Origin of the sequence: Kitasatospora sp. NPDC004614, assembly GCF_042873675.1 — a bacterium.
In the GTDB taxonomy this organism is placed as follows: domain Bacteria; phylum Actinomycetota; class Actinomycetes; order Streptomycetales; family Streptomycetaceae; genus Kitasatospora.
In genome coordinates this window covers 18,532-37,888 of record NZ_JBIALR010000011.1, presented here as the reverse complement: position 1 = coordinate 37,888, position 19,357 = coordinate 18,532, and the positions used below count along the sequence as shown (strand labels likewise).

The window sequence follows — 19,357 nt, the reverse complement described above, 5'->3', positions numbered from 1 at the left end:
CAACCAGCAGTAACCGGACCACCCGGAGGCACTGTATGCACCTGACCATGGTTCTGCTGCTCACCCCCCTCGTCCTGGCCGGCGCCGTCAGCGCCACCAGGGCCCCCGCCCGGCGCGGTCGGCACCGCGCCGGGCCGCGCCGTCCGCATCCCTGACCCCGCATCACCAGCGCTGGTGTGATCGTCGGATCTGATGCTCCGGTTGGCCGCCCTCGAGGTGACAAGGCCCGTCAGGGGTGCTGGGCCCGTCAGGGGTGCTGGGCCCGGCGGTCGATGAGGGCGGCCAGGCCGTCCAGGATCCGCTCGATGCCGAAGTCGAAGGCGTTGTCGCGGCCCTCGCCCGGCTCGGCCATGGCGGACGCGAGGGCCGGGTAGCGGTCCGCGTGGGCCGCGACCAGCCCGCCGAGCGCGCGCAGCAGCTCCGCCTCCGGCGAACCCTCCCGGGACTGCCGATGCTGGGCGGCGATCGCCCGTACGTGGCCGACCAGCAGCACGGCCGCGTCCATCCGCTCCGCGCCGCTCAGCCCGTGGCCGTCCAGCGCCGCCACCACCCGTTCCAGCCAGGCCAGTTCGCGTGGGCCGGTGAGCCGGGGGCCGGCGGACAGCGCGTCCAGCACCCACGGGTGGGCGGCGAACAGGGCCGCCATCCGGTGCGCCCAGTCGGTGAGCTGGTCCCGCCAGGGGGCCGCGCTCGGCGGCGGGGGCTCGCCGACCGTGTACTCGACCATCAGGGCGATCAGTTCGGCCTTGCCCGGCACGTACCGGTACAGCGACATCTTGGTGTACGCCAGCAGCCCCGCCACCCGCTGCATGGACACCGCCGCCAGGCCCTCGGCGTCCGCGATCTCGATCCCGGCCCGGGCGATCGACTCCAGGCTGAGGGCCGGCTTGGGCCCCCGGGTCGGCCGGGCCGGCGGGCCCCACAGCAGCCGTACCGCCGCGTCCTGCTCCGCCTGGTCGTTCACGGGCCCTCCCCGGTGCCGGGCCGGCCTTGCGTCCGGCCAGAAATTGCGTCTACCGTACACAGCAGCAAACAGTGTCCGCGAGACACACTTTTTGCTCCGGGCCCGGGGAGGGCCCGTCGGACCTGCCTTCCGAGGGGGAAACACCATGCAGATCCTGATCTCCGGCGCCGGCATCGGCGGGCCGGCGCTCGCCCACTGGCTCGGCCGGTACGGCCACCGGCCCACGGTGGTCGAACTCGCCCCCGCGTTGCGGCCCGGTGGCCAGGCCGTCGACTTCCGCGGACCCACCCACCTGGCGGTGCTGCGGCGGATGGGCGTGCTGGACGAGCTCCGCAAGCTCGACACCGGCGGCAGCCCGATGACCTTCACCGACCGGCACGGCCGCGTCCGGCTCCGGCTGCCCGCCGACTTCGCCGGCGGCGAGATCGAGATCCCGCGCGGCGAACTCGCCCAACTCCTGTACCGGCACAGCGAATCCACCACCGAGTACCTGTTCGGCGACACCGTCACCGCACTCCAGCAGGACGACGGCGGCGTCCGGGTCGCCTTCCGGTACGGCCCCGAGCGCCGCTTCGACCTGGTGATCGGCGCCGACGGGCTGCACTCCCGGATCCGTGCCCTCGCCTTCGGACCCGAACAGGACTACGTCCGCCACCTCGGCTACTACGCCGCCACCTGGGGGTTTCCCAACACCCTCGGCCTGCCCGCCGGCAGCACCGGCATCAACACCCCCGGCCGGCTCGCCGCCGCCGGAGCCGACCCCCGCGACCCGGCGCGGGCCGGTGCCTTCCTGCTGTTCGCCTCGCCGCGGCTCGACCACGACCGGCACGACACGGGCGCCCTGAAGTCCCTTCTGCAGCAACGTTTCGCCGACCTCGGCCGCCCCGTCCCGCACCTGCTGGACACCCTGCGCGAGGCCGAGGACCTGTACTTCGACTCGATCAGCCGCGCCGACGTGCCCCGTTGGTCCAACGGCCGGATCGCGCTGCTCGGCGACGCCGCCTGCGGCGCCACCATCGGCGGCATGGGCACCGGCACGGCGCTGGTCGCCGCGTACGTCCTCGCCACCGAACTCGCCCGCGCCGACGGCGACTTCCGCACCGCGTTCACCCGCTACGAGCGGGCGGTGCGCCCCTACGCCGAGCGCTGCCAGCGCGGCGGCGACCGCACCGGCCCCTTCCTCGCCCCGCGCACCGCCGCCGGACTGCGGGTGCGCAACGCCCTGCTGGGCCGCGGCTGGATCCTCGACCGGATGCTCCGACTCGGCCAGGACGTCGCCACGATGGACCTGCCGGAGCCCGGGTGAGCCCCCGTCGGGGCGGTAATGCGGTTGCCCGCGTTCCCGCGGCTCGCCGAAGATCTCGTGCATGAACCACGTGATACGAGCCACCACCGCCGAGGACTGGCGGAGCGTCAAACACCTCCGGCTGGACGCGCTGCGCGACCCGGTCGCGAACATCGCCTTCCTGGATACGTACGAAGCCGCCGCTGCCAGGCCGGACGAGTTCTGGCAGGACCGCGCGGCGGGCGGCGGCGAGCTGCTCGCCCGCCAGTTCGTCGCCGAGCGGGCGGACGGCGGGCTGGACGGGGCGGTCACGGTACTGGTCGAACGCGCCGGCCGGCAGGATGTCCTCGGCGGGCAGATCGAGGCCGACCAGGCCCACCTGGTCGGCGTGTTCGTCCGCCCGGAACAGCGCGGCAGCGGCCTGGCCCGCGCCCTGTTCGACGCAGCGATCGCCTACGCCGACGGGCTCGACGATCCCAAGGTCTCCCGCGTCCGGCTGTACGTGCACCAGGACAACGAGCGTGCCGAGGCCTTCTACCGGAAGATCGGCTTCACCCGCAGCGGGCAGTCCGTTCCCGTCCCCGGTGACGAGTCGTCGGTCGAGCACGAGCTGGTCCTCGACCGGGCCGTCTGAGTCCCAACCCACGCTCGCTGCCGGATCAACTCGCGTTCGCCGCCGGGCGGTGGGCGAAGGCGCTGCGATAGGCGGCCGGGGTCATGCCGAGCTGCCGGTTCAGGTGCTGGCGGAGGGACTCGCCGGAGCCGAGGCCACTGCGGCCGGCCACCTGGTCGACGGTGAGCTCGGTGGTCTCCAGCAGCTCGCGCGCCCGCAACAGCCGCTGCTGGAGCAGCCATTGGAACGGCGTGACACCCGTCTCGGCGGTGAAGCGGCGGGTCAGCGTCCGTACGCTGACCCGGGCCCGGTCGGCGAGCTCGGGCAGCGAAATCGGCCGGTCCAGGTGTTGCAGCGCCCAGCTGCGGGCCGCGTCCAGCGGCGAGCCGGTCGCGGCCGGCAGCGGGGTCTGCACGAACTGCGCCTGCCCGCCGTGGCGCACCGGCGTGACGACGGCGGCCCGGGCCGCCGCGTTGGCCGCGCCGGCGCCGTAGTCGGAGCCGATCAGGTGCAGGCACAGGTCCAGCCCGGCGGCCGAGCCCGCGCCCGTGACGATCCGCCCGTCCTCGGCGAACAGCCGGTTCGCGTCCACCCGCACCGCGGGGAAGGCACGTTGCAGTTCCTCGGCCAGTGCCCAGTGGGTGGTGGCGCTGCGGCCGTCCAGCAGCCCCGCCTGGGCGAGGACGAAGGCGCCGCTGCAGATCGAGGCGATGCGCTTGCCCGCGGCCGCCGCCTCGCGCAGGGCGTCCAGCGCGGCCGGCTCCGCGTCGTACCGACTCGCGGTCGACGGCACGATCACCGTGTCCGCCGCCGCCACCACCTCCAGCCCGCGCCCGACCACCACGTCGATGCCACCCGAGGCGGGGAGGATCCCGGGCGTGGCCGTGCACACCGTCACCTCGTAGCCGGGCCGTCCGCCGGACTCGGCGGCCCCGAGCAGCACCGACGGCATCGACAGGTCGAAGGGCTTGACCGGCGGGACGGCCAGGACGGCGACACGGTGCATGGCTGAATCCTTGGAGGTCGTGGCTATCAGGCCACTGACCCTACGCCCCCGACCCGCGGCAGAGTAGAGCCCGCGGCCGGGCCCCCGCGCACCACGCCCCCCTCAAAGGGCGTTCCACCGTTGGTTCTTGAAGAAGATCGGAGCCGGAATCATGACCGAATCTGTCGTCATCGGAGCAGGCGCGACCGGGATCGCGACCGCCAGGCAGCTCGCCGACAGCGGGCAGCACGTCCGCCTGATCACCCGCAGCGGCGGCGGCCCCGACCACCCCGGCATCGAGCGGATCGCCCTCGACGCGGGCCGCACCGGCGAACTCGCCGAGGCCCTGACCGGCGCGGGCACCGTCTTCAACGCCGCCATGACCGCCTACCACACCTGGCCGGAGACCATGCCGCCACTGTTCACGTCGATCCTCGCCGCGACCGAACGGGCCGGCGCCGACTACGTGATGCTCGGCAACCTCTACGGCTACCAGCAGACCACCGCCCCGATCACCGAACGCACCCCGCTGGCCCCGCACACCCGCAAGGGCCGGGTACGGGCCGAACTGTGGCGGCAGGCCGAACAGGCCCACCGGGAAGGGCGGCTGCGCGCCACCGAAGTCCGGGCCGGCCAGTACCTCGGCCCCGGCGCCGTCTCGGCGTTCACGCTGCTCGTCGCCCCCCGCGTCCGGGCGGGCGAGCTGGCCCTTGTCCACGGCAACCCCGACGCGGTGCACTCGTTCTCCTACACCGAGGACGTCGCCACGGCACTGGTCGCGGTCGCCCGCGACGAGCGGGCCTGGGGCCGGGCCTGGAACGCGCCCGTCATCACCACCACCCTGCGCCGGGCCGCCGGCGCCCTCGCCGAACTGCACGGAGCACCCGAACCGCGCCTGGAGTCGCTCACCGAACGGGAGATGACCCTGCTGTCGCTCGGCGAGCCGCTGTGGCGGGAGTTCATCGAGATGAGCTACATGTCCGACCGTCCGTTCCAGGTGGACGACAGTGACATCCGCGACACCTTCGGCCTCAAGGCCTCGACCCTGCGCGAAGCACTGACCGCCTGACGGGCCCCGCGCGGGGCGACCGGAACGCGGTGCGGCGGAAGCGGGCCATACTGTGGGCGATCCACTTGTCGAGAGGCGTCGTCCACATGGCCAAGAAGTCCGCCGCACCGCGCGCCACCGCGCGAAAGGCGCTGCTGCAGCTGACCGGGGTGAGCCGGTCGTACGGCGACCGGGAAGTGCTCCACCCCGTCGACCTCGACCTCGCGGCCGGAGAGTGCGTCGCACTGGTCGGCCACAACGGGTCCGGAAAGTCGACGCTGCTGCGGGTGGCCGCCGGCCGTGACCTGCCCACCGCGGGAACCGTCCGGTTCGACGGCCTGGCGATGAACGAGAACGACCCCCGGATACGCGCCCGGGTCGCCGTCGTCGGCGACACCGTCGCCTGCTACCCCGACCTCACGGTGCGCGAACACCTCCTGCTGGTCGCCGTCGCCCACGGCGTCGCCGACGCCGCCGACTGGGTCGCGCAGGTCCTCGAGAACCGGTCGCTCACCGAACGGGCCGACGCGCTGCCCTCCGCCCTCTCCTCCGGCCAGATGCAGGCCCTGCTGCTGGCCTGCGCACTCGTCCGCCCCCGCGACCTGCTGCTGCTCGACGAACCCGAACAGCGCCTCGACCCCGAGGCACGACGGCGGCTCGCCGAACTCCTGAAGGCCGAACTCGCCGACGGCGTAGCGGTGTTGCTGGTCACCCACCACACCGACCTCGCACTCGAGGTCGCCGACCGGGTGGTGATGCTGGAGGACGGGCGGATCGTCCGGCAGGGCGCACCCGAGACCGTCCTCGCCGCATCGGCGGACGCCCGGTGAGCGGCGCCGAGGCCGACTCCGTCAGTGAGTGGACGGCGGACGACGACTGGACCGAGGAAGCACTCGCACTGCTGCGCGCCCTGCGCGCACCGCACCGGCGCAACCGGGCCAAGCAAGCCGCCTTCGCGCTCTACTGCACCGTACTCATCCTGGTGATCTGGGGCGGCATCCCCAGCTTCGGCCTCTTCCTCCACGCCTCGCTGGGCGCCGACTACACCGCGCACGGACCCGACCTGCTCGCCGCCATGCCCAGCGGAATCGCCGCCGCCGGGCTCGCGACCCTGCTGATCGCCGTCCGCGACGGACTCTGGCGCGGGCCGGTCGTACCCCCGCGCGCCACCACCGACTGGCTGCTCGCCCACCCCGTCCGACCCCGGCCGGTGCTGCGGCCCTGGTTCTGGCTCTCCTGCGGGCTCGCCCTCTTCCCCGGGCTGGTGATCGCCGTCGGCGGCATGGTGGCACTCGGCCTGACCGTGCGCGTCGGCCTGCCCGCCGCCCTCGGCTGGTGCCTGGCCGGCGGGGCCTGCCTGCCGCTGCTCGGCGTCTGCGCCGGCCTGCTGGTGCAGAGCAGCCCCCGGGCCGCCACCTGGGTACGCCGGCTGACCCCCGTGGTGACCGTGCTGATCCTGGCACTCGCGGCACAGAGCGCGCTGGCGGTCGCCGGCCACCCCGTCCACTGGCTCGAACGCGTGGAACTGTGGTCCGGCCCGTGGGGCTGGGCCGCGCTCGCCGCGCTGGCCCCGACACCCGCCGCCGTCCCCGGAGGCGCGATCGCCGCCGCCCTGCTGGTCCTGCCGACCGTCGCCTGCCTGGTGCTCGCCGACCGGGCCGCCGCCACCCTCCCGCTGCCCCTGCTGCGCGAACGCGCCCGCACCGCGGCCGGGGTGCTGGCCGCGCTGCAGACGGTCGAACTCCGCGCCGCGCGGCTCGCCGTCACCAACGCGTCCGGCAGCGGACGACAGCTCCGGGTCCGACTGCCCGCACCCCGGCAGCCCTGGCTGATCCTGTACTGGCGCGACACCCTCTCCCTGCTCCGCGCACCCGCCCGGCTCGGACGCGCCGTCCTGCTCACCGTCCCCGCCGTGTTCTGCGCCGTCCTCGCCCACGACACCCGGGGCGTCCTGTCCTGGGCCGTGACCGCCGTCGCCCTCGCCTTCGACTACCTGGCCGTCGCCCAACTCCTCGAGCCCGCCCGGATCGAGACCGACGACGTCCGCCGCGCCTCCTGGTCCCCGTACCCCTTCGCCGGCCTCATGCTGCGCCACGCCGTGGTGCCCACCGCCCTCGGCCTCGCCCTCGCCGCAGCCGGCTGCGCGACCGTGCTCGCCCTCGGCGGCGGCCCGACCGCCTGGCTGACCCTCGTCGCCGTCCCGCCCCTGGTCGCCGCCGGCCTGGTCAACGCCTGCCGCGGCGCCGCCCGCCAGGACCTGCTCTACCGCTCCGCGGCCTCGGGCGGCGGAAGCAGCGGCCTCGCCTTCTTCGCCGCCTGGCACGCCGCCGGCCCCGCCGTCGCGGTCCCCATGCTGGCCGTCCCGTTCTCGGCAGCCCTGCGCAGCGGCTCGGCGGGCTCCCTGCCCCAGTCCGTGGCGATCGCCCTGACGGTGGCGATCGCCCTGTTCCACTGGGCAAAGGGCAGAGCGGCCAAACTCCCGACCCAGACCCGGCTCGGCACGGTGGGCCAGCTGTAGCGGGCGGACGGCAGGGCCGGGAGGCTGCGAGGACAGCCTTCCGGCCCTGCGGTGTGTGGGAGGACCGCCGGATCAACCGACGGACGTCTTCGGCACGTTCGCGACGTGGGCGGGCGGGCGGTGCAGTCAACTCGCCTCGGCGGGGCGGGACATGATCGGAGCAGGTCCGGCCTGGCCCACGCGGCCCTCACCCGGCACCTGCGTGATGCCTTGGCCGGGGTCGACGTCACGCAGCCGCCGTACCGGGTCCTCAAGCGGGTGAACGGCGGTGCCGCGGCGCCGAGTCGTGAGGAAGCCGTCGCATCGAGGGCGAACAGGGCCTGCGGGAGTCAGCGGCAGAGGGCCGCGTCGACCGCGTCCGTCATGTGCTTGGCGGTGGGTGCGTCCGGGACGGTGGTGACGGTGATGCTGACGGCGCGGCCGTCCTCCGTGACGCCGCCCCGGTTCTTGTGGGCCGCGGAGGTGCCGCCATGGCCCCAGGCGAGGCCGCCGCAGGTCAGTGGCCTGCTCTGGATCCCGAGGCCGTAGCGGACGCCGGGGCCCAAGAGCTCGGCGGGGACCGTGGTGCGCATCTGGGCGAGCTGGTCGGCGGGCAGCAGGCGGCCCGTCAGGAGTGCGCTGTAGAAGGTGTTGAGGTCGGTGTCGGTGGACACGACCGCCCCCGCGGACCAGGCCATCGACGAGTCCATCTCGGTGTAGTCGAACCGCGGCGCGCCCGGTTCGGCGGCCAGGTAGGCGTGCGGGTGGGGCTCGCGGAGGGCGGTCTCGCCGGTGGCCGGGACGTAGGTGTGGCGCAGGCCGATCCGGTCGATGACGCGCTTGGTGACCTCCTCGCCGTAGGGGCGGCCGGTGACCTTCTGGATCAGCAGGCCGGCCACCAGGTAGTTGGTGTTGCTGTACATCCAGTCGGTCCCGGGGGCGAACAGCGCCTTCTGGGCCAGTGCCCCGTCGAGGAGTTCGCGCGGCTCGAAGTAGCGGTACTGGATGGGGACGAAGTCGGCCAGCGCGGGGGCGTCCAGGTAGTCGGGCAGGCCGCTGGTGTGCTGGAGCAGCTGGCGGACCGTGATGTTCCGGCCGTCGATGCCGTCGCCGCGCAGGAGACGCGGCAGGTAGGTGTCGACGTCCGTGTCGAGGCCGACCTTGCCCTCGGCGACCAGTTGCAGGACGACGACGGCGGTGAACGCCTTGGTGTTGCTGCCGGCCCGGATCTGCCCGTCGACCGGGACCTTGGACCCGGTGACCAGGTCGCCGACACCGGCGGTGTAGGTGCGGCTGCGGCCGTCGCGCCCCTTGACGGTGGCGAGGGCGGCGGGCATCCCGTGGTCCTTCACCAGCGCGTCGAGGCGCTGCTGCACGACGTCCGGGCGCGGTGCGGCGGTGGCCGCGGTCGGGGCGAGAGCGGTCAGCGCGAGCCCGGCGGCGGCCGTGGCCGTCGTGGCGTACCGCACCATGCGGGTGCGGCGCGCGGTGCGCTGCGGGGTGTGTTCGTTCATCGGGACTCCACGGGTGGGAAGAGGAAGGGCGGAGGGGCGGCCCGCGCCGAGAACCGGCGCGGGCCGCCCGGGGAAGGTCAGCGGCAGAGCGCCTCGTCCACCGCCTGCTCGGCGTGCGCACCGGCGTCGCCGTTGCCCGGGAACGCGGTCACGGCGATGCTCGCGGCGCGGCCGTCGTCGGTGATGCCGCCGAAGGTCTCGTAGCCCGGGATCGCCCCGCCGTGCCCCCAGGAGACCCCGCCGCAGGAGAGCGGGCGGCTGATCAGGCCGAGGCCGTAGCGGACTCCGGCGCCGAGCAGCTCGGCGGGGACGGTGGTGCGCATCTGGGCGAGCTGGGCCGCGGGCAGCAGACGGCCGCCGAGCAGTGCCTCGTAGAACCGGGTGAGATCGGTGTTGGTCGAGACCATCGCGCCGGCCGCCCAGCCCCAGGACGGGTCCAGCTCCGTGTAGTCGGTCAGCGACCCGTCCTCGCCGCGCAGGTAGCCCTTGGGGTGCGCCTCGTGGATCGTCATGTCCCCGGCGAGCGGGAAGTAGGTGTGACGCAGGCCGATCCGCTCGACGACGCGCTTGGTGATCTCCTCGCCGATCGGGCGTCCGGTGACCTTCTGGACGATCAGGCCCGCCAGCAGGTAGTTGGTGTTGTTGTACTCCCACTGGGTGCCGGGCGCGAAGTGGGCCTTCTGGGCCAGCGCGGCGTCGAGGAGTTCGCGCGGTTCGACGTACCGCTTGGGGTCGCTGATTATGCCCCCGGTGTTCATGTACTCGGGCAGGCCGCTGGTGTGCTGGAGCAGCTGGCGGACGGTGATGTTCCGGCCGTCGAAGCCGTCGCCGCGCACCAGGCCCGGCAGGTAGGTGTCCACGCTCGCGTCCAGGCCGATCTTGCCCTCGGCGACGAGCTGCAGGACGACGACGGCGGTGAACATCTTGGTGTTGCTGGCGATCCGGACCTGCCCGTCCACCGGGACCTTGGCCTTGGTGGCCAGGTCGCCGACACCGGCGGTGTAGGTGCGGGTGCGGCCGTCGCGGCCCTTGACGGTGGCGAGGGCGGCGGGCATCCCGTCGTCCTTCACCAGCGCGTCGAGGCGCTGCTGCACGGAGTCCGGGCGCGGTGCGGCGGTGGCCGCGGACGGTGCCAGGACGCCGGCCACCACGGCGGCGGCCACGGCGGTCACGGTCGCCGCCACCCCGTGCCGGCGGCCGCGGAGGCGGTTCGGACGGCGGTTCGGACGGTGGTGCTGCGGTGCGTGTGTGTTCATGGGAAAGCCCCCTGGGTAGGCGCCGGAGCTCTTCGCGGCGCCCTTCAAGAGGACCATCTGACGAGTCGTCAATCCGTCCGCGCAGAGGACGAAACCGCACCCGGGAGCGTGCTCCGGGTCTGGGACTGGTGCAGGACCGTACTCCCGGGGCCGTGCGGCGCCCTGCCCGTGTCCACTGCGCGTCGGCCCGGGCTCGGCGGATCGAGCGGGGTGGGGAGTGTGGGGAGTACCCTTATTCCATAGAATTACCGAGAAAGGGGCCGCAGCCATGGCGGACCGGGCCGCGAAAACCGAGCTCTACGAGGCGTTCGCCGCCACCGGGAAAGCCCTCTCCAGCGGCAAACGGCTCGAACTGCTCGACCTGCTGGCCCAGGGCGAACGCACCGTCGACGCACTGGCCAAAGCCGCCGGCCTCAACCTCACCACCGCCTCCGCGCACCTCCAGACGCTCAAGCAGACCGGCCTGGTCGCCACCCGCCGCGACGGCGTCCGCATCCACTACCGCCTGGCCGGCGGGGACGTCGCCCAACTCCTCGACCTGCTGCGCCGGGTGGCCGAACGCCACCAGGCCGCCGTCGCCCCCGCCCGCACCGCGTACCTCGGCCCCGAAGACCCGGGCGAGCCGGACGCCGTCTCCCGCGAGGACCTGCTGACCCGGATCGCCGACGGCCGGGCCGTCGCCCTCGACGTCCGCCCCGTCGAGGAGTACACCGCCGGGCACATCCCCGGCGCGCTCTCCATCCCCGTCGAGGAACTCGTCGCGCGGATCGGCGAACTCCCCGAGGACGCCGAGGTCGTCGTCTACTGCCGCGGCGCGTACTGCGCCCTCGCCTACGACGCCGTCCGGCTGCTCACCGCGCGCGGGCGGCGGGCGATCCGGCTGGACGACGGGATGCTGGAGTGGCGGCTCGCCGACCTCCCCATCGACGCGGGCCGCGACGGGAGTGCGGGCGGGGCCGCGGCCTGAGTCGGCGTCATGTGACGAAGTTGTGGGGGAATTGTTGGTTGGTGGCGGGGCCTTTGTGGGCCTCTGTCATGAGGGACGGTCGGAAACTCCGTCGGCGGAACTCCCGGGCCGGTCAAGGCCGGTGGGCCCCCGCGGGGTGATCGGGGGAGCGCGGGCCACCGGTCGGGCGGTGGAGGAGTGGTGACAAGCTTTTGCACAGTCGGCAGGCGGCATGGCTTGGCAAATGATTTGGGTCCTATGATTGCAGGCACCAAAGCGGACCCCCGGCCGCCGGAAGCCGGCCCGAGGGTCCCGAACTCACGGGGCCAGCATGACGAGCGACCCCGGCGGTGCAAGTCGGGGGCGGGCATGTCTCAGCAGATCGTGGTCGATTCGGCAAGTCTCCGGATCGAGGGCAGGAACATGTCCGCCGTCGGTCAGGACTTCCTCGCCGCCCTCCAGACCCTCTCCGGCCGGCTCGAATCGCTCGAACAGGGCGACACGCCCCCCTGGGGCGACGACGACCTCGGCGAAAAGTTCGGCATCGTCTACGAGGGCCTGCGCGACGGCATGAAGGAGTCGATGGACTCCCTCGGCACCCGGATCGGCGAGATCGGCGGCAAGCTGCAGAGCATGGCCGACAGCCACGAGGCCACCGAGAGCCAGAACGAGAGCAACATCCACACCCTGGAAGCCCGCGAGGGCGAAGTCGGCGGCCAGATCCGGGCGCTGTACCGGCCGAGGGTCTACTGACCCGGCCGCTCTCGACGCGGCGGGCCCGATGCCCGGCGCCGCGTCCGTTCCGGCGCCCTCGCGCCGGTTGACGGCCCGTCCGTCTGTTGGTCCGTCCGTTCGTTCGTGTGAGGTCCAGGGGGTTTGGCGAAGTGTCGCTGATGTTGCCGAGCAGTGTCGAGTGGGTCCTGGAGATGCTCGGCTTCGACTGGCCGACCGCGGACGAGGACAAGCTCCGGGAGTCGGCGCAGGTCTGGCGGGACTTCGCGGACCAGGTGGAGGAGCTCCACTACCGGGGTGCGAGCGCGGCGAACGGTGTGCTGTCGAGCAACTCGGGTGACAGCATCGACGCGTTCGGCAAGACCTGGGAGAAGTTCTCCGGCGGCGGTTCGGACGGGTATCTCGCGGACGCGGCGTCGGCGGCGCGGCTGATCGCTGTGGCGTTCGACGCGGCGGCGGTGATCGTGGTCACGTGCAAGGTGGCCGTGATCGCTCAACTGGTGGCGCTGGCCGTGGAGTTGATCGCCGCTCAGGCGGCTGCGCCGTTCACGCTGGGTCTGTCGGAGCTGGGCGCGGTCGGGGCGACGACGGCGACGAAGATGATTGTGCGGCGGTTGCTGAAGGAGCTTCGGCAGGCGCTGATGGAAGCGATCATGGAGACGCTGAAGGAGCCGGCGGTCTCGGCGATCCAGGGCATGATCAGCGACCTGATCGCGCAGACCGTGAACCAGAACTTCGGTGCGCAGAACGGGTACGACCTGGGGCGGACGGCCAAGCGCGGCGCCGAGGACTTCGTCGACTCCGTCAAGAACTCCGGCCAGACCTTCACCGAGGCCCTCCGCGACGGCGTCGGTTCGCGGGCCGGCGGCCACGTCCGCAGCGGCATCGACCATGCGGCCGGGCATGGGGATTCGTTTTCGGGCGGGCACGGCTCGGGGGACTCCTCTTCGGGTGGGGGCGACCGCTCCGGGAGTGACCGTTCGGGAGGGGATTCGGGTTCGGGCGCCGGGGCGTCGTCTCCCGGGCACGGGGCCGGGCCGGTGCCGTCGGGTGGTCCGCACGTGAACTCGTCCTCCGGGGGCGGGAGTTCGTCCAGCGGCGGGCCTTCGCAGCACGGTGGGAACGGCAACGGTCCGACGCCTAGTTCGTCCGGCTCCGCCGATTCGGCGGGCAGCGGGTCGGACCACCACGCGCCGAACAGCGGGAACCAGCCCGCGCCGCCCCGTCCGCCACGCGCCGACCACGGCCCGGCGCTCGACCCCTTCGGCACCCGCCTCGGCACCGACCACCAGCCCCCCAGCCACGAGGCCGCCGCCGGCGCGTCCGGCGCGTCCGGCCCGTCCGGCGCGTCCGGCCCGTCCGGCCCGTCCGGCCCGTCGTCACACGACGGCTCCACGCGGACCGGTGCGGACGGCGGGGGGCCGAGGACCGGGGCTGACGGTGGGCGTCCGGCTGGGCATGACGGTGTGCCGCATCGGTCGGAGTCGGATGCTGGGCGTCCGGTGGGGCACGATGGTTCGTCGCGTGGGGCTGGGCCGGATGTGGGTCGTCCGGCGGGGCATGATGGTTCGGGGCATCGGCCGGATGTTGATGCGGGTCGGCCGGCTGGGCATGACGGTGCGGGGCGTGGGTCTGAGCATCACGGGCCGTCGCACGCTGGTGCGTCGCCGACGGGTACGGATGGTGTGCCGCATCGGTCGGAGTCGGATGCTGGGCGTCCGGTGGGGCATGACGGTTCGTCGCGTGGGGCTGGGCCGGATGTGGGTCGTCCGGAGGGGCATGATGGTTCGTCGCATCGGCCGGATGTTGATGCGGGTCGGCCGGCTGGGCACGATGGCGCGGGGCGTGGGCCTGAGCATCACGGGCCGTCGCACGCTGGTGCGTCGCAGACCGGTACCGATGGTGGGCGTCCGGGCGGGCATGACGGTCCGACTCCCGGGCCCGACCACAAGTACAAGCTGGACTTCGACGAGCATTCGTTGAACGGCGACGTCGTCAAGGACTCCAACGGGGTCAAGATCGTCCAGGACCAGATGAGCGTCCAGTACCACGGCGGCGCCGCCACTGACTTCGGCGACGCCAGTCACAAGCCGGGCTTCACGGTGCACCCGCAGCCGGGGGTGGGCGACAGCTTCGGGCACGAGCCGGCGCGTGGGGGTGACTCGTCGTCGGGTCCGTCGCACGGAGCCGACTCGCGCCCGCCAGTCGGGGGCCCCGTTTCGGCCGGGGGTGCGCCGCCGTTCCGGGGCGGCGACCAGCGGAACGGTGACTCCGACTCCGGCGCGCACACCGGTCAGGTGCCGCCGCGTCTGGACGTGGCCGGTCTCGGTGCCACCGCCACGGCGACGCCGCCCCACGCCGGTCCCGACCAGCGGCCGGGTGTTGGCGGTATTCCGACGACCGGCCCGGACGGCACGAGTGTCGGCCCTGCGGGTGGGGCCGGTGTGCCGGGTGGCGGCATGCCGATGGGCGGTGGCGCGATGCCGGGTGGCGGCGCTCCGTCCGGTGCGGGTGCGGGCCGAGCGACGTCCGGACCCGGTTCCGCGCCGACGGTGCCGAGTCAGGGCTCGGCCCACCAGGGGCAACAGCACAACGGCAACTCCACATTCACGCCGCGCCCGGCGGCCGACACGGCTCGCTCCGGCGGCGGACGCCCGGACGTGGGCCGGCTGGGCCCGGTGAGCCCCGAGGGTGGGCGCCCGGACGCGGGCCGGTTCGGCCCGGTGAGCCCCGAAGGCGGGCGCCCCGATGCAGGTCGCCCGGACACCACGCGGCCGGATGCGGCGCGTCCCGACGCGACGCGTCCCGATAGCGGGCGTCCGAACACCGGCCGCCCGGACTCAACCCGCCCTGACGCGAGCCGTCCTGACACCGGCCGTCCGGACGCTTCGCGCCCCGACGGTGCGCGGCCGGATGCCGGGCGCCCGGATGCGGCGCGTCCCGAAGGTGGACGTCCTGACACGGACCGTCCGGACTCAACCCGCCCTGACGCGAGCCGTCCTGACACCGGCCGTCCGGACGCTTCGCGCCCCGACGGTGCGCGGCCGGACGCGGGTCGCCCGGATTCCGCGCGTCCTGACGCGGGCCGTCCCGACTCAACTCGCCCGGATGCCGGTCGTCCTGACGCCGGTCGTCCGGACGGTTCGCGCCCTGACACGGCGCGTCCCGACGCGGGCCACCCCGACACGGCGCGTCCCGACGCGGGCCACCCCGACACGGCGCGTCCCGACGCGGGCCACCCCGACACGGCGCGTCCAGACGGTGCTCGCCCCGATTCCGCGCGCCCGGACTCGACGCACCCCGACGCCGATCGTCACGACGCCGATCACCAGGACGCGGCCCGCCCCGACACCGACCGTCCGAGCGCTGACCACCCCGAGGCGGGGAGTTCGCACTCGGACGCGTCCACCGCCGACCCCTCGCACTCCGCCGACGCCTCGCACCACGACGGTCCGGTCGCGGACGGCCATGCGCACCGGCCGGAGGCGCTCGCGGACAGTCGGCCGTACGACACGCCGGGTGGGCTGGACCGGCCGGATCCGCAGCATCAGGTGGATCTGGAGAGCCGGGTGCCGCGGAATCCGGACGGGACGCCGCAGCGGCATCCGGATCCGAACGGGGACTGGCCGGGGGCGGTCAACGGGGACGGGCACCGGGCGCCGGGGCGGGACAACAACTGCCTCGATGTGGCGCTGTCGACGGCCGACACGTACAGCGGGAATCCGACGGCGGCCGCGCCGCGGCGCGACGGTGGGCCGGAGGGGGAGCGGGGCGGCCGGGACCGGGCTGAGGGTCAACTCGGGGCGCCGTTCCGGGACATGGGCAACGGGGACGCGGCGTTCCGTCGGGTCGAGGACCAGTTGCGCGGGGACGGGCACGGCTCGCAGGCGGTGATCATCACGCAGGACGCCAACGGGCGGGCCCACGCGTGGAACGTCGTCAACCACGACGGGAAGATCACCTACCTGGACAACCAGACCGGCCAGCGCAGTGACAAGCCGCTTTACAACGGTGACCACGGCGTGTTCGCGATCACCCTCGACCCCGACCGCCACCCGACCGGAGACCACAGCACCCAGGACCACAACGCCAAGGACCACAGCGCCAAGGACCAAGGCACCCCCGACCGGCGTCCGGAAGACCCGGCGGGCAAGAAGAACAAGGCGGAGGACGACCCCGAGGGCGGCGCGCCCACCAAGAAGCCGAAGCACAGCGGGGACGGGAACGCCGAGGCCGGACCGTCGCACCACAACGACACGCCCAAGACCGACAAGCAGGTCATCGACGAGCGGCGGGCGAACGACCCCGACCACCCGATCCACGAAGCGGCCCGCTCCGACGAGAATCTCGGCCCGAAGCAGGACAAGAACCAGACGCACAGCAACCTCCCGCCGGACGACGCCCAGGTTCGGCTGCGGGAGACCAACGACGTCCGCCAGATCGACCGGAACGGCGTCTACAACAAGCTGAACGAGTGGGCGGCCAGCGGCGATCTCGCCAAGGTGCTGGACGAGAGCAAGGGCGACGCGCAGGCCGGCCCGAAGACGTTCACCCGGGCCGATCTGGAGGCCAAGCTGCCCGGGTTCAAGGACATGAACCCGGGCGAGCAGGGCGCGGCGGTCGCCGCCATGGGCCGTATGAGCGACGCGTTCCACCAGAACCACGGTGTGGGCGCCAGCCCCGAGTCGATGGCCCACCCGTACAACGCCGACCCGCGGGTGGCCGGCTCCCGCCCGGGCGAGGCGGACACCGCGAGCCGCGGCGGCGTCGACCACAGCACGTCCAAGGGCGAGGCGGGGCTGAAGCAGTCGCCGGACTACCAGCAGCTCCGTGCGGACATCAAGCAGGCGTTCGGGACGCGCAGCATCCAGGCCGCGGTCAACCAGGCCGTGCACCGGCCGGACCTCACCGGGCGCAACTACGCGGTGATCGAGGTGTACGACCCCAAGACGCGGCAGGTCAGTTTCGTGGTGGACAGCTCGGTTCCGCCCAGCAAGCCGCGGGCCGGGATCACGCCGCTGCACTCCGAGACGCACCTCGGCGGCTGGATGGACCACCTGAAGGCCACCCGTGACCAGAAGGACCAACCGGAGGTGCTCAGCCTCTACACCGAGCGCGAGCCGTGCGGCATCGGCCCAGGTCACGCGGACTGCTCGGGCTATCTGTCGCGTGATCAGACGGGCGTGCCGGTCTACTATGCGACCGGGTACCGGCATCAGAAGGACGCGGGTGCCGACGTGGCCGGCCCGGCCAAGCAGCAGATGGACCGGGACTTCGGCGACCACGTGGCAAAGGTGGGCCGGGCCTGGATGGGGATGGAGCAGCACCGTCAGCCCCCAGCTCCGGCCGGGCCGCAGCACTGAACGAACATGAGCGAGTGAGCAAGGGAGTGGCCGGATGACCGGGCGCGACGAGACGGCGGTGACGGCGGCGATCACCGCCGCCACCGAGCGACTGCAGGACGGCAGCCGGGGCCGGCTCCACGTGACCGGCCCGGCCGGCAGCGGGAAGAGCGCGGTGCTCGCCGGGATCGCCGAGGCGTTCCCGGCGGCGCTCCTGATCGACTTCGCCGGGCGCAGCGCCGACTCCGTGGTGCAGGAACTGATCGACCGCACCGGCGTGTTGGAGCGCACCTTCGGCAGCCTGGACGAACTGAAGCGGGCGCTGCGCCGCGACTGGACGCCCCGCACCGTGCTGCTCGCCAACACCCAGCTGGCGGGCTCGGCGGCCGGCGGCGCGGCCGACCAGGCCCGGGCGGTGGTCGCCGAGCTCGCCATCCCCGCGCAGGAGGGTCGGCTGCAACTGGTCGTCGAACAGTCGCAGCCCCCCGAACCGCCCGCCACCGAGCCCACCGGGTACTGGCTGGACGTGCTCCGACTTCCCGGCGGCACGGGCCCGGAGGAACTGGCGGCGCTGACCGCCGCCGTCCCGCCGCAGACCCTGTCCGCGTTGCGGGCGCTGGCCAACGCCCAGCTGCGCCGCGTGCCGGTGGCCGGCTGGGCCGAGCTGTGCCGGGCCGCCGACGTCCTGGTGACCGAGGCCGACCTGCTGACGCTCGCCGCCGAGCCGCTGGTGCGGGAGGCGGACGGCACGGTCGGGTTCGACCGTCCCGCCCTGGTCGAGGAACTGCGTTACGCCCCGGTCGAGGCCGCCGCGTTCCACTCCCGGATGACGGAGCAGCTGTCGGCCGCCGACCTGACCGAGCCGTGGGCGGCGCGTTCGCTGCCCGGCCACGCCGCCGCCGCCGGACGCTTCGACGAACTGCTCGACGACGCCCGCGCCCTCGCGCACGTCCCGCAGGACGCGCTGACCGAGGCCCTGCGCACCGCGTACGCCGACGGCGCGTTCCGCTACGGCACCCCCGCCGCCGCCCTGCGCTACCTCGTCGGTTACGGCCTGGCCGGCGCGCCGCACGGCGAGTGGATCGCCCGGCTCGCCCACGACGCCCACACCCGCGGGCAGTTCGACCGGGCCGAGGCGCTCGCCGCGGCCTGCCCCGAACCGCTGACCTTCCGCACCGTGTGGTCCCGGTGGAGCCCGATCGGCGCGTTCACCCCCCGCACCGAGCCCTGGCACACCGAGGAGATCGACCTGGTGCAGGCCGCCGAACTGGGCGGCAGGCCCATCGCCGTCATCGAGGACGAGGAGGAGAACCGCTTCCTCCGGGACGCGTCCACGGGGGAGTCGGTCCCGGACGACGGCGACGAACTCGAGCCGGGCGAGGCCCAGTTGACGGTACGTCAGAAGGTCGGCTACGCCGAGATCCTGGACGGTCCGGACGGTGCGCCGCTCGGACTGTTCCACCACCCCGACGCGGATGCCGTCGGCTCCGTCGGCGACCTGCTGGTGCTGGCCGGGGTGCGCGGCGCCTACGCCGTCCGGCCGGACGTCACGCTGCTGCGCGACGCGCCCGAGCACCGACTGGTGGCGCCGGTCGGCTCGTTCGGCCGCCAGCTGCCCCGCCCCTACGACCCCGCCGACACGCCCGACCTGCGGCAGCTGCTGGAACAGGCCTTCGGCGCCGGGCAGTTGCACCGGATCGACCCCGTCCCGGACGGCATCACCCACCGGCCGACCCGCGAACTGCTTGCCACCGTCGGCCTGCCCGCCGTCGACAGCCCCACCGGCTACTGGCTCACCCCCGGCGACGGGCTGCCCGCCCGCAACCGCCCGGACGGCGGCGGACCGTGCTACCTGCTCGGCGGCTGGATCGCTGCCGACCTGGTGCTCGACGGCAGCAACGGCCGGGTGCTCCGCACGATGCCCGCGCACTGGCCCGACACGACCAGCCCCAGCGAGCCGCTGATCGGCACCACCCTGGAGCACTTCCTCACCATGGTCGCCGTCCAGACCCAGTACCTGACGGCCTACTGGCCCACCGAGGCCGACAGCTACGACCTGCTCTCCGAACTCCGCACCCGCCTCGCCGGAATCGACCCCGACGCCGCCGCCACCGACAGCTGGCAGTACGTCCTCGAACCCGACACCTGGGCCTGACTCCCCGCCGCCCACTCCCC

At 73.7% G+C, this 19,357-nt stretch carries 13 protein-coding genes; 9 read left to right on the top strand and 4 right to left on the bottom strand.

Features of this window, described 5'->3' with window-relative positions; translation table 11 throughout:
• Positions 1 to 247: 247 nt before the first annotated feature.
• On the bottom strand, positions 248 to 964 hold the full coding sequence (locus ACFYST_RS22510; protein WP_387641661.1) for a TetR/AcrR family transcriptional regulator: 717 nt from the start codon (positions 962 to 964) through the stop codon (positions 248 to 250).
• Positions 965 to 1,109: 145 nt separating this feature from the next.
• Here ACFYST_RS22510 and ACFYST_RS22505 point away from each other — a divergent pair, with 145 nt between their 5' ends.
• Together ACFYST_RS22505 and ACFYST_RS22500 are read left to right on the top strand one after the other, a co-directional pair.
• Positions 1,110 to 2,270, top strand: coding sequence for an FAD-dependent monooxygenase (locus ACFYST_RS22505; RefSeq protein WP_387864852.1), 1,161 nt, complete (start codon positions 1,110 to 1,112; stop codon positions 2,268 to 2,270).
• A gap of 61 nt (positions 2,271 to 2,331) precedes the next feature.
• A complete protein-coding gene (locus ACFYST_RS22500; protein WP_387864849.1) occupies positions 2,332 to 2,883 on the top strand; it encodes a GNAT family N-acetyltransferase in 552 nt (183 codons plus the stop codon).
• Positions 2,884 to 2,908: 25 nt separating this feature from the next.
• On the opposite strand, the gene ACFYST_RS22495 is transcribed toward ACFYST_RS22500, so the two are convergent.
• Positions 2,909 to 3,868, bottom strand: coding sequence for a GlxA family transcriptional regulator (locus ACFYST_RS22495; protein WP_387864847.1), 960 nt, complete (start codon positions 3,866 to 3,868; stop codon positions 2,909 to 2,911).
• A gap of 151 nt (positions 3,869 to 4,019) precedes the next feature.
• On the opposite strand from ACFYST_RS22495, the gene ACFYST_RS22490 reads away from it, so the two are divergent.
• The 3 genes from ACFYST_RS22490 (at position 4,020) to ACFYST_RS22480 (ending at position 7,413) form a co-directional block, all read left to right on the top strand.
• Complete coding sequence (locus ACFYST_RS22490; protein ID WP_387864845.1) at positions 4,020 to 4,916, top strand: NAD-dependent epimerase/dehydratase family protein; 897 nt, start codon at positions 4,020 to 4,022, stop codon at positions 4,914 to 4,916.
• 86 nt (positions 4,917 to 5,002) lie between these two features.
• On the top strand, positions 5,003 to 5,725 hold the full coding sequence (locus ACFYST_RS22485; protein WP_387641674.1) for an ABC transporter ATP-binding protein: 723 nt from the start codon (positions 5,003 to 5,005) through the stop codon (positions 5,723 to 5,725).
• Positions 5,722 to 7,413 (top strand): hypothetical protein, encoded by a 1,692-nt coding sequence (locus tag ACFYST_RS22480; protein WP_387864843.1) that lies wholly within the window; start codon positions 5,722 to 5,724, stop codon positions 7,411 to 7,413. Before ACFYST_RS22485 ends, ACFYST_RS22480 begins: the two co-directional genes overlap by 4 nt.
• 329 nt (positions 7,414 to 7,742) lie before the next feature.
• Here the strand turns inward: ACFYST_RS22480 and ACFYST_RS22475 are convergent, their stop codons facing one another.
• Together ACFYST_RS22475 and ACFYST_RS22470 are read right to left on the bottom strand one after the other, a co-directional pair.
• A complete protein-coding gene (locus ACFYST_RS22475; protein WP_387864841.1) occupies positions 7,743 to 8,906 on the bottom strand; it encodes a serine hydrolase domain-containing protein in 1,164 nt (387 codons plus the stop codon).
• A 77-nt stretch (positions 8,907 to 8,983) separates the two neighbouring features.
• Positions 8,984 to 10,162 carry a serine hydrolase domain-containing protein gene (locus ACFYST_RS22470; RefSeq protein WP_387864839.1) on the bottom strand — a complete coding sequence of 393 codons (1,179 nt, stop codon included), beginning with the start codon at positions 10,160 to 10,162 and terminating at the stop codon, positions 8,984 to 8,986.
• A 268-nt stretch (positions 10,163 to 10,430) separates the two neighbouring features.
• Here ACFYST_RS22470 and ACFYST_RS22465 point away from each other — a divergent pair, with 268 nt between their 5' ends.
• The 4 genes from ACFYST_RS22465 to ACFYST_RS22450 all read left to right on the top strand — a co-directional run bounded on the left by ACFYST_RS22465 (position 10,431) and on the right by ACFYST_RS22450 (position 19,337).
• A complete protein-coding gene (locus tag ACFYST_RS22465) occupies positions 10,431 to 11,129 on the top strand; it encodes an ArsR/SmtB family transcription factor (RefSeq protein ID WP_387641684.1) in 699 nt (232 codons plus the stop codon).
• A 348-nt stretch (positions 11,130 to 11,477) separates the two neighbouring features.
• Positions 11,478 to 11,861, top strand: coding sequence for a WXG100 family type VII secretion target (locus tag ACFYST_RS22460; RefSeq protein WP_387641686.1), 384 nt, complete (start codon positions 11,478 to 11,480; stop codon positions 11,859 to 11,861).
• Positions 11,862 to 12,001: 140 nt separating this feature from the next.
• Positions 12,002 to 17,203 (top strand): toxin glutamine deamidase domain-containing protein, encoded by a 5,202-nt coding sequence (locus ACFYST_RS22455; protein ID WP_387865121.1) that lies wholly within the window; start codon positions 12,002 to 12,004, stop codon positions 17,201 to 17,203.
• A 34-nt stretch (positions 17,204 to 17,237) separates the two neighbouring features.
• Entirely contained in the window at positions 17,238 to 19,337 is a 2,100-nt protein-coding gene (locus ACFYST_RS22450; RefSeq protein ID WP_387641689.1) for an SUKH-4 family immunity protein, read from the top strand.
• The last annotated feature ends 20 nt before the right edge of the window (positions 19,338 to 19,357 follow it).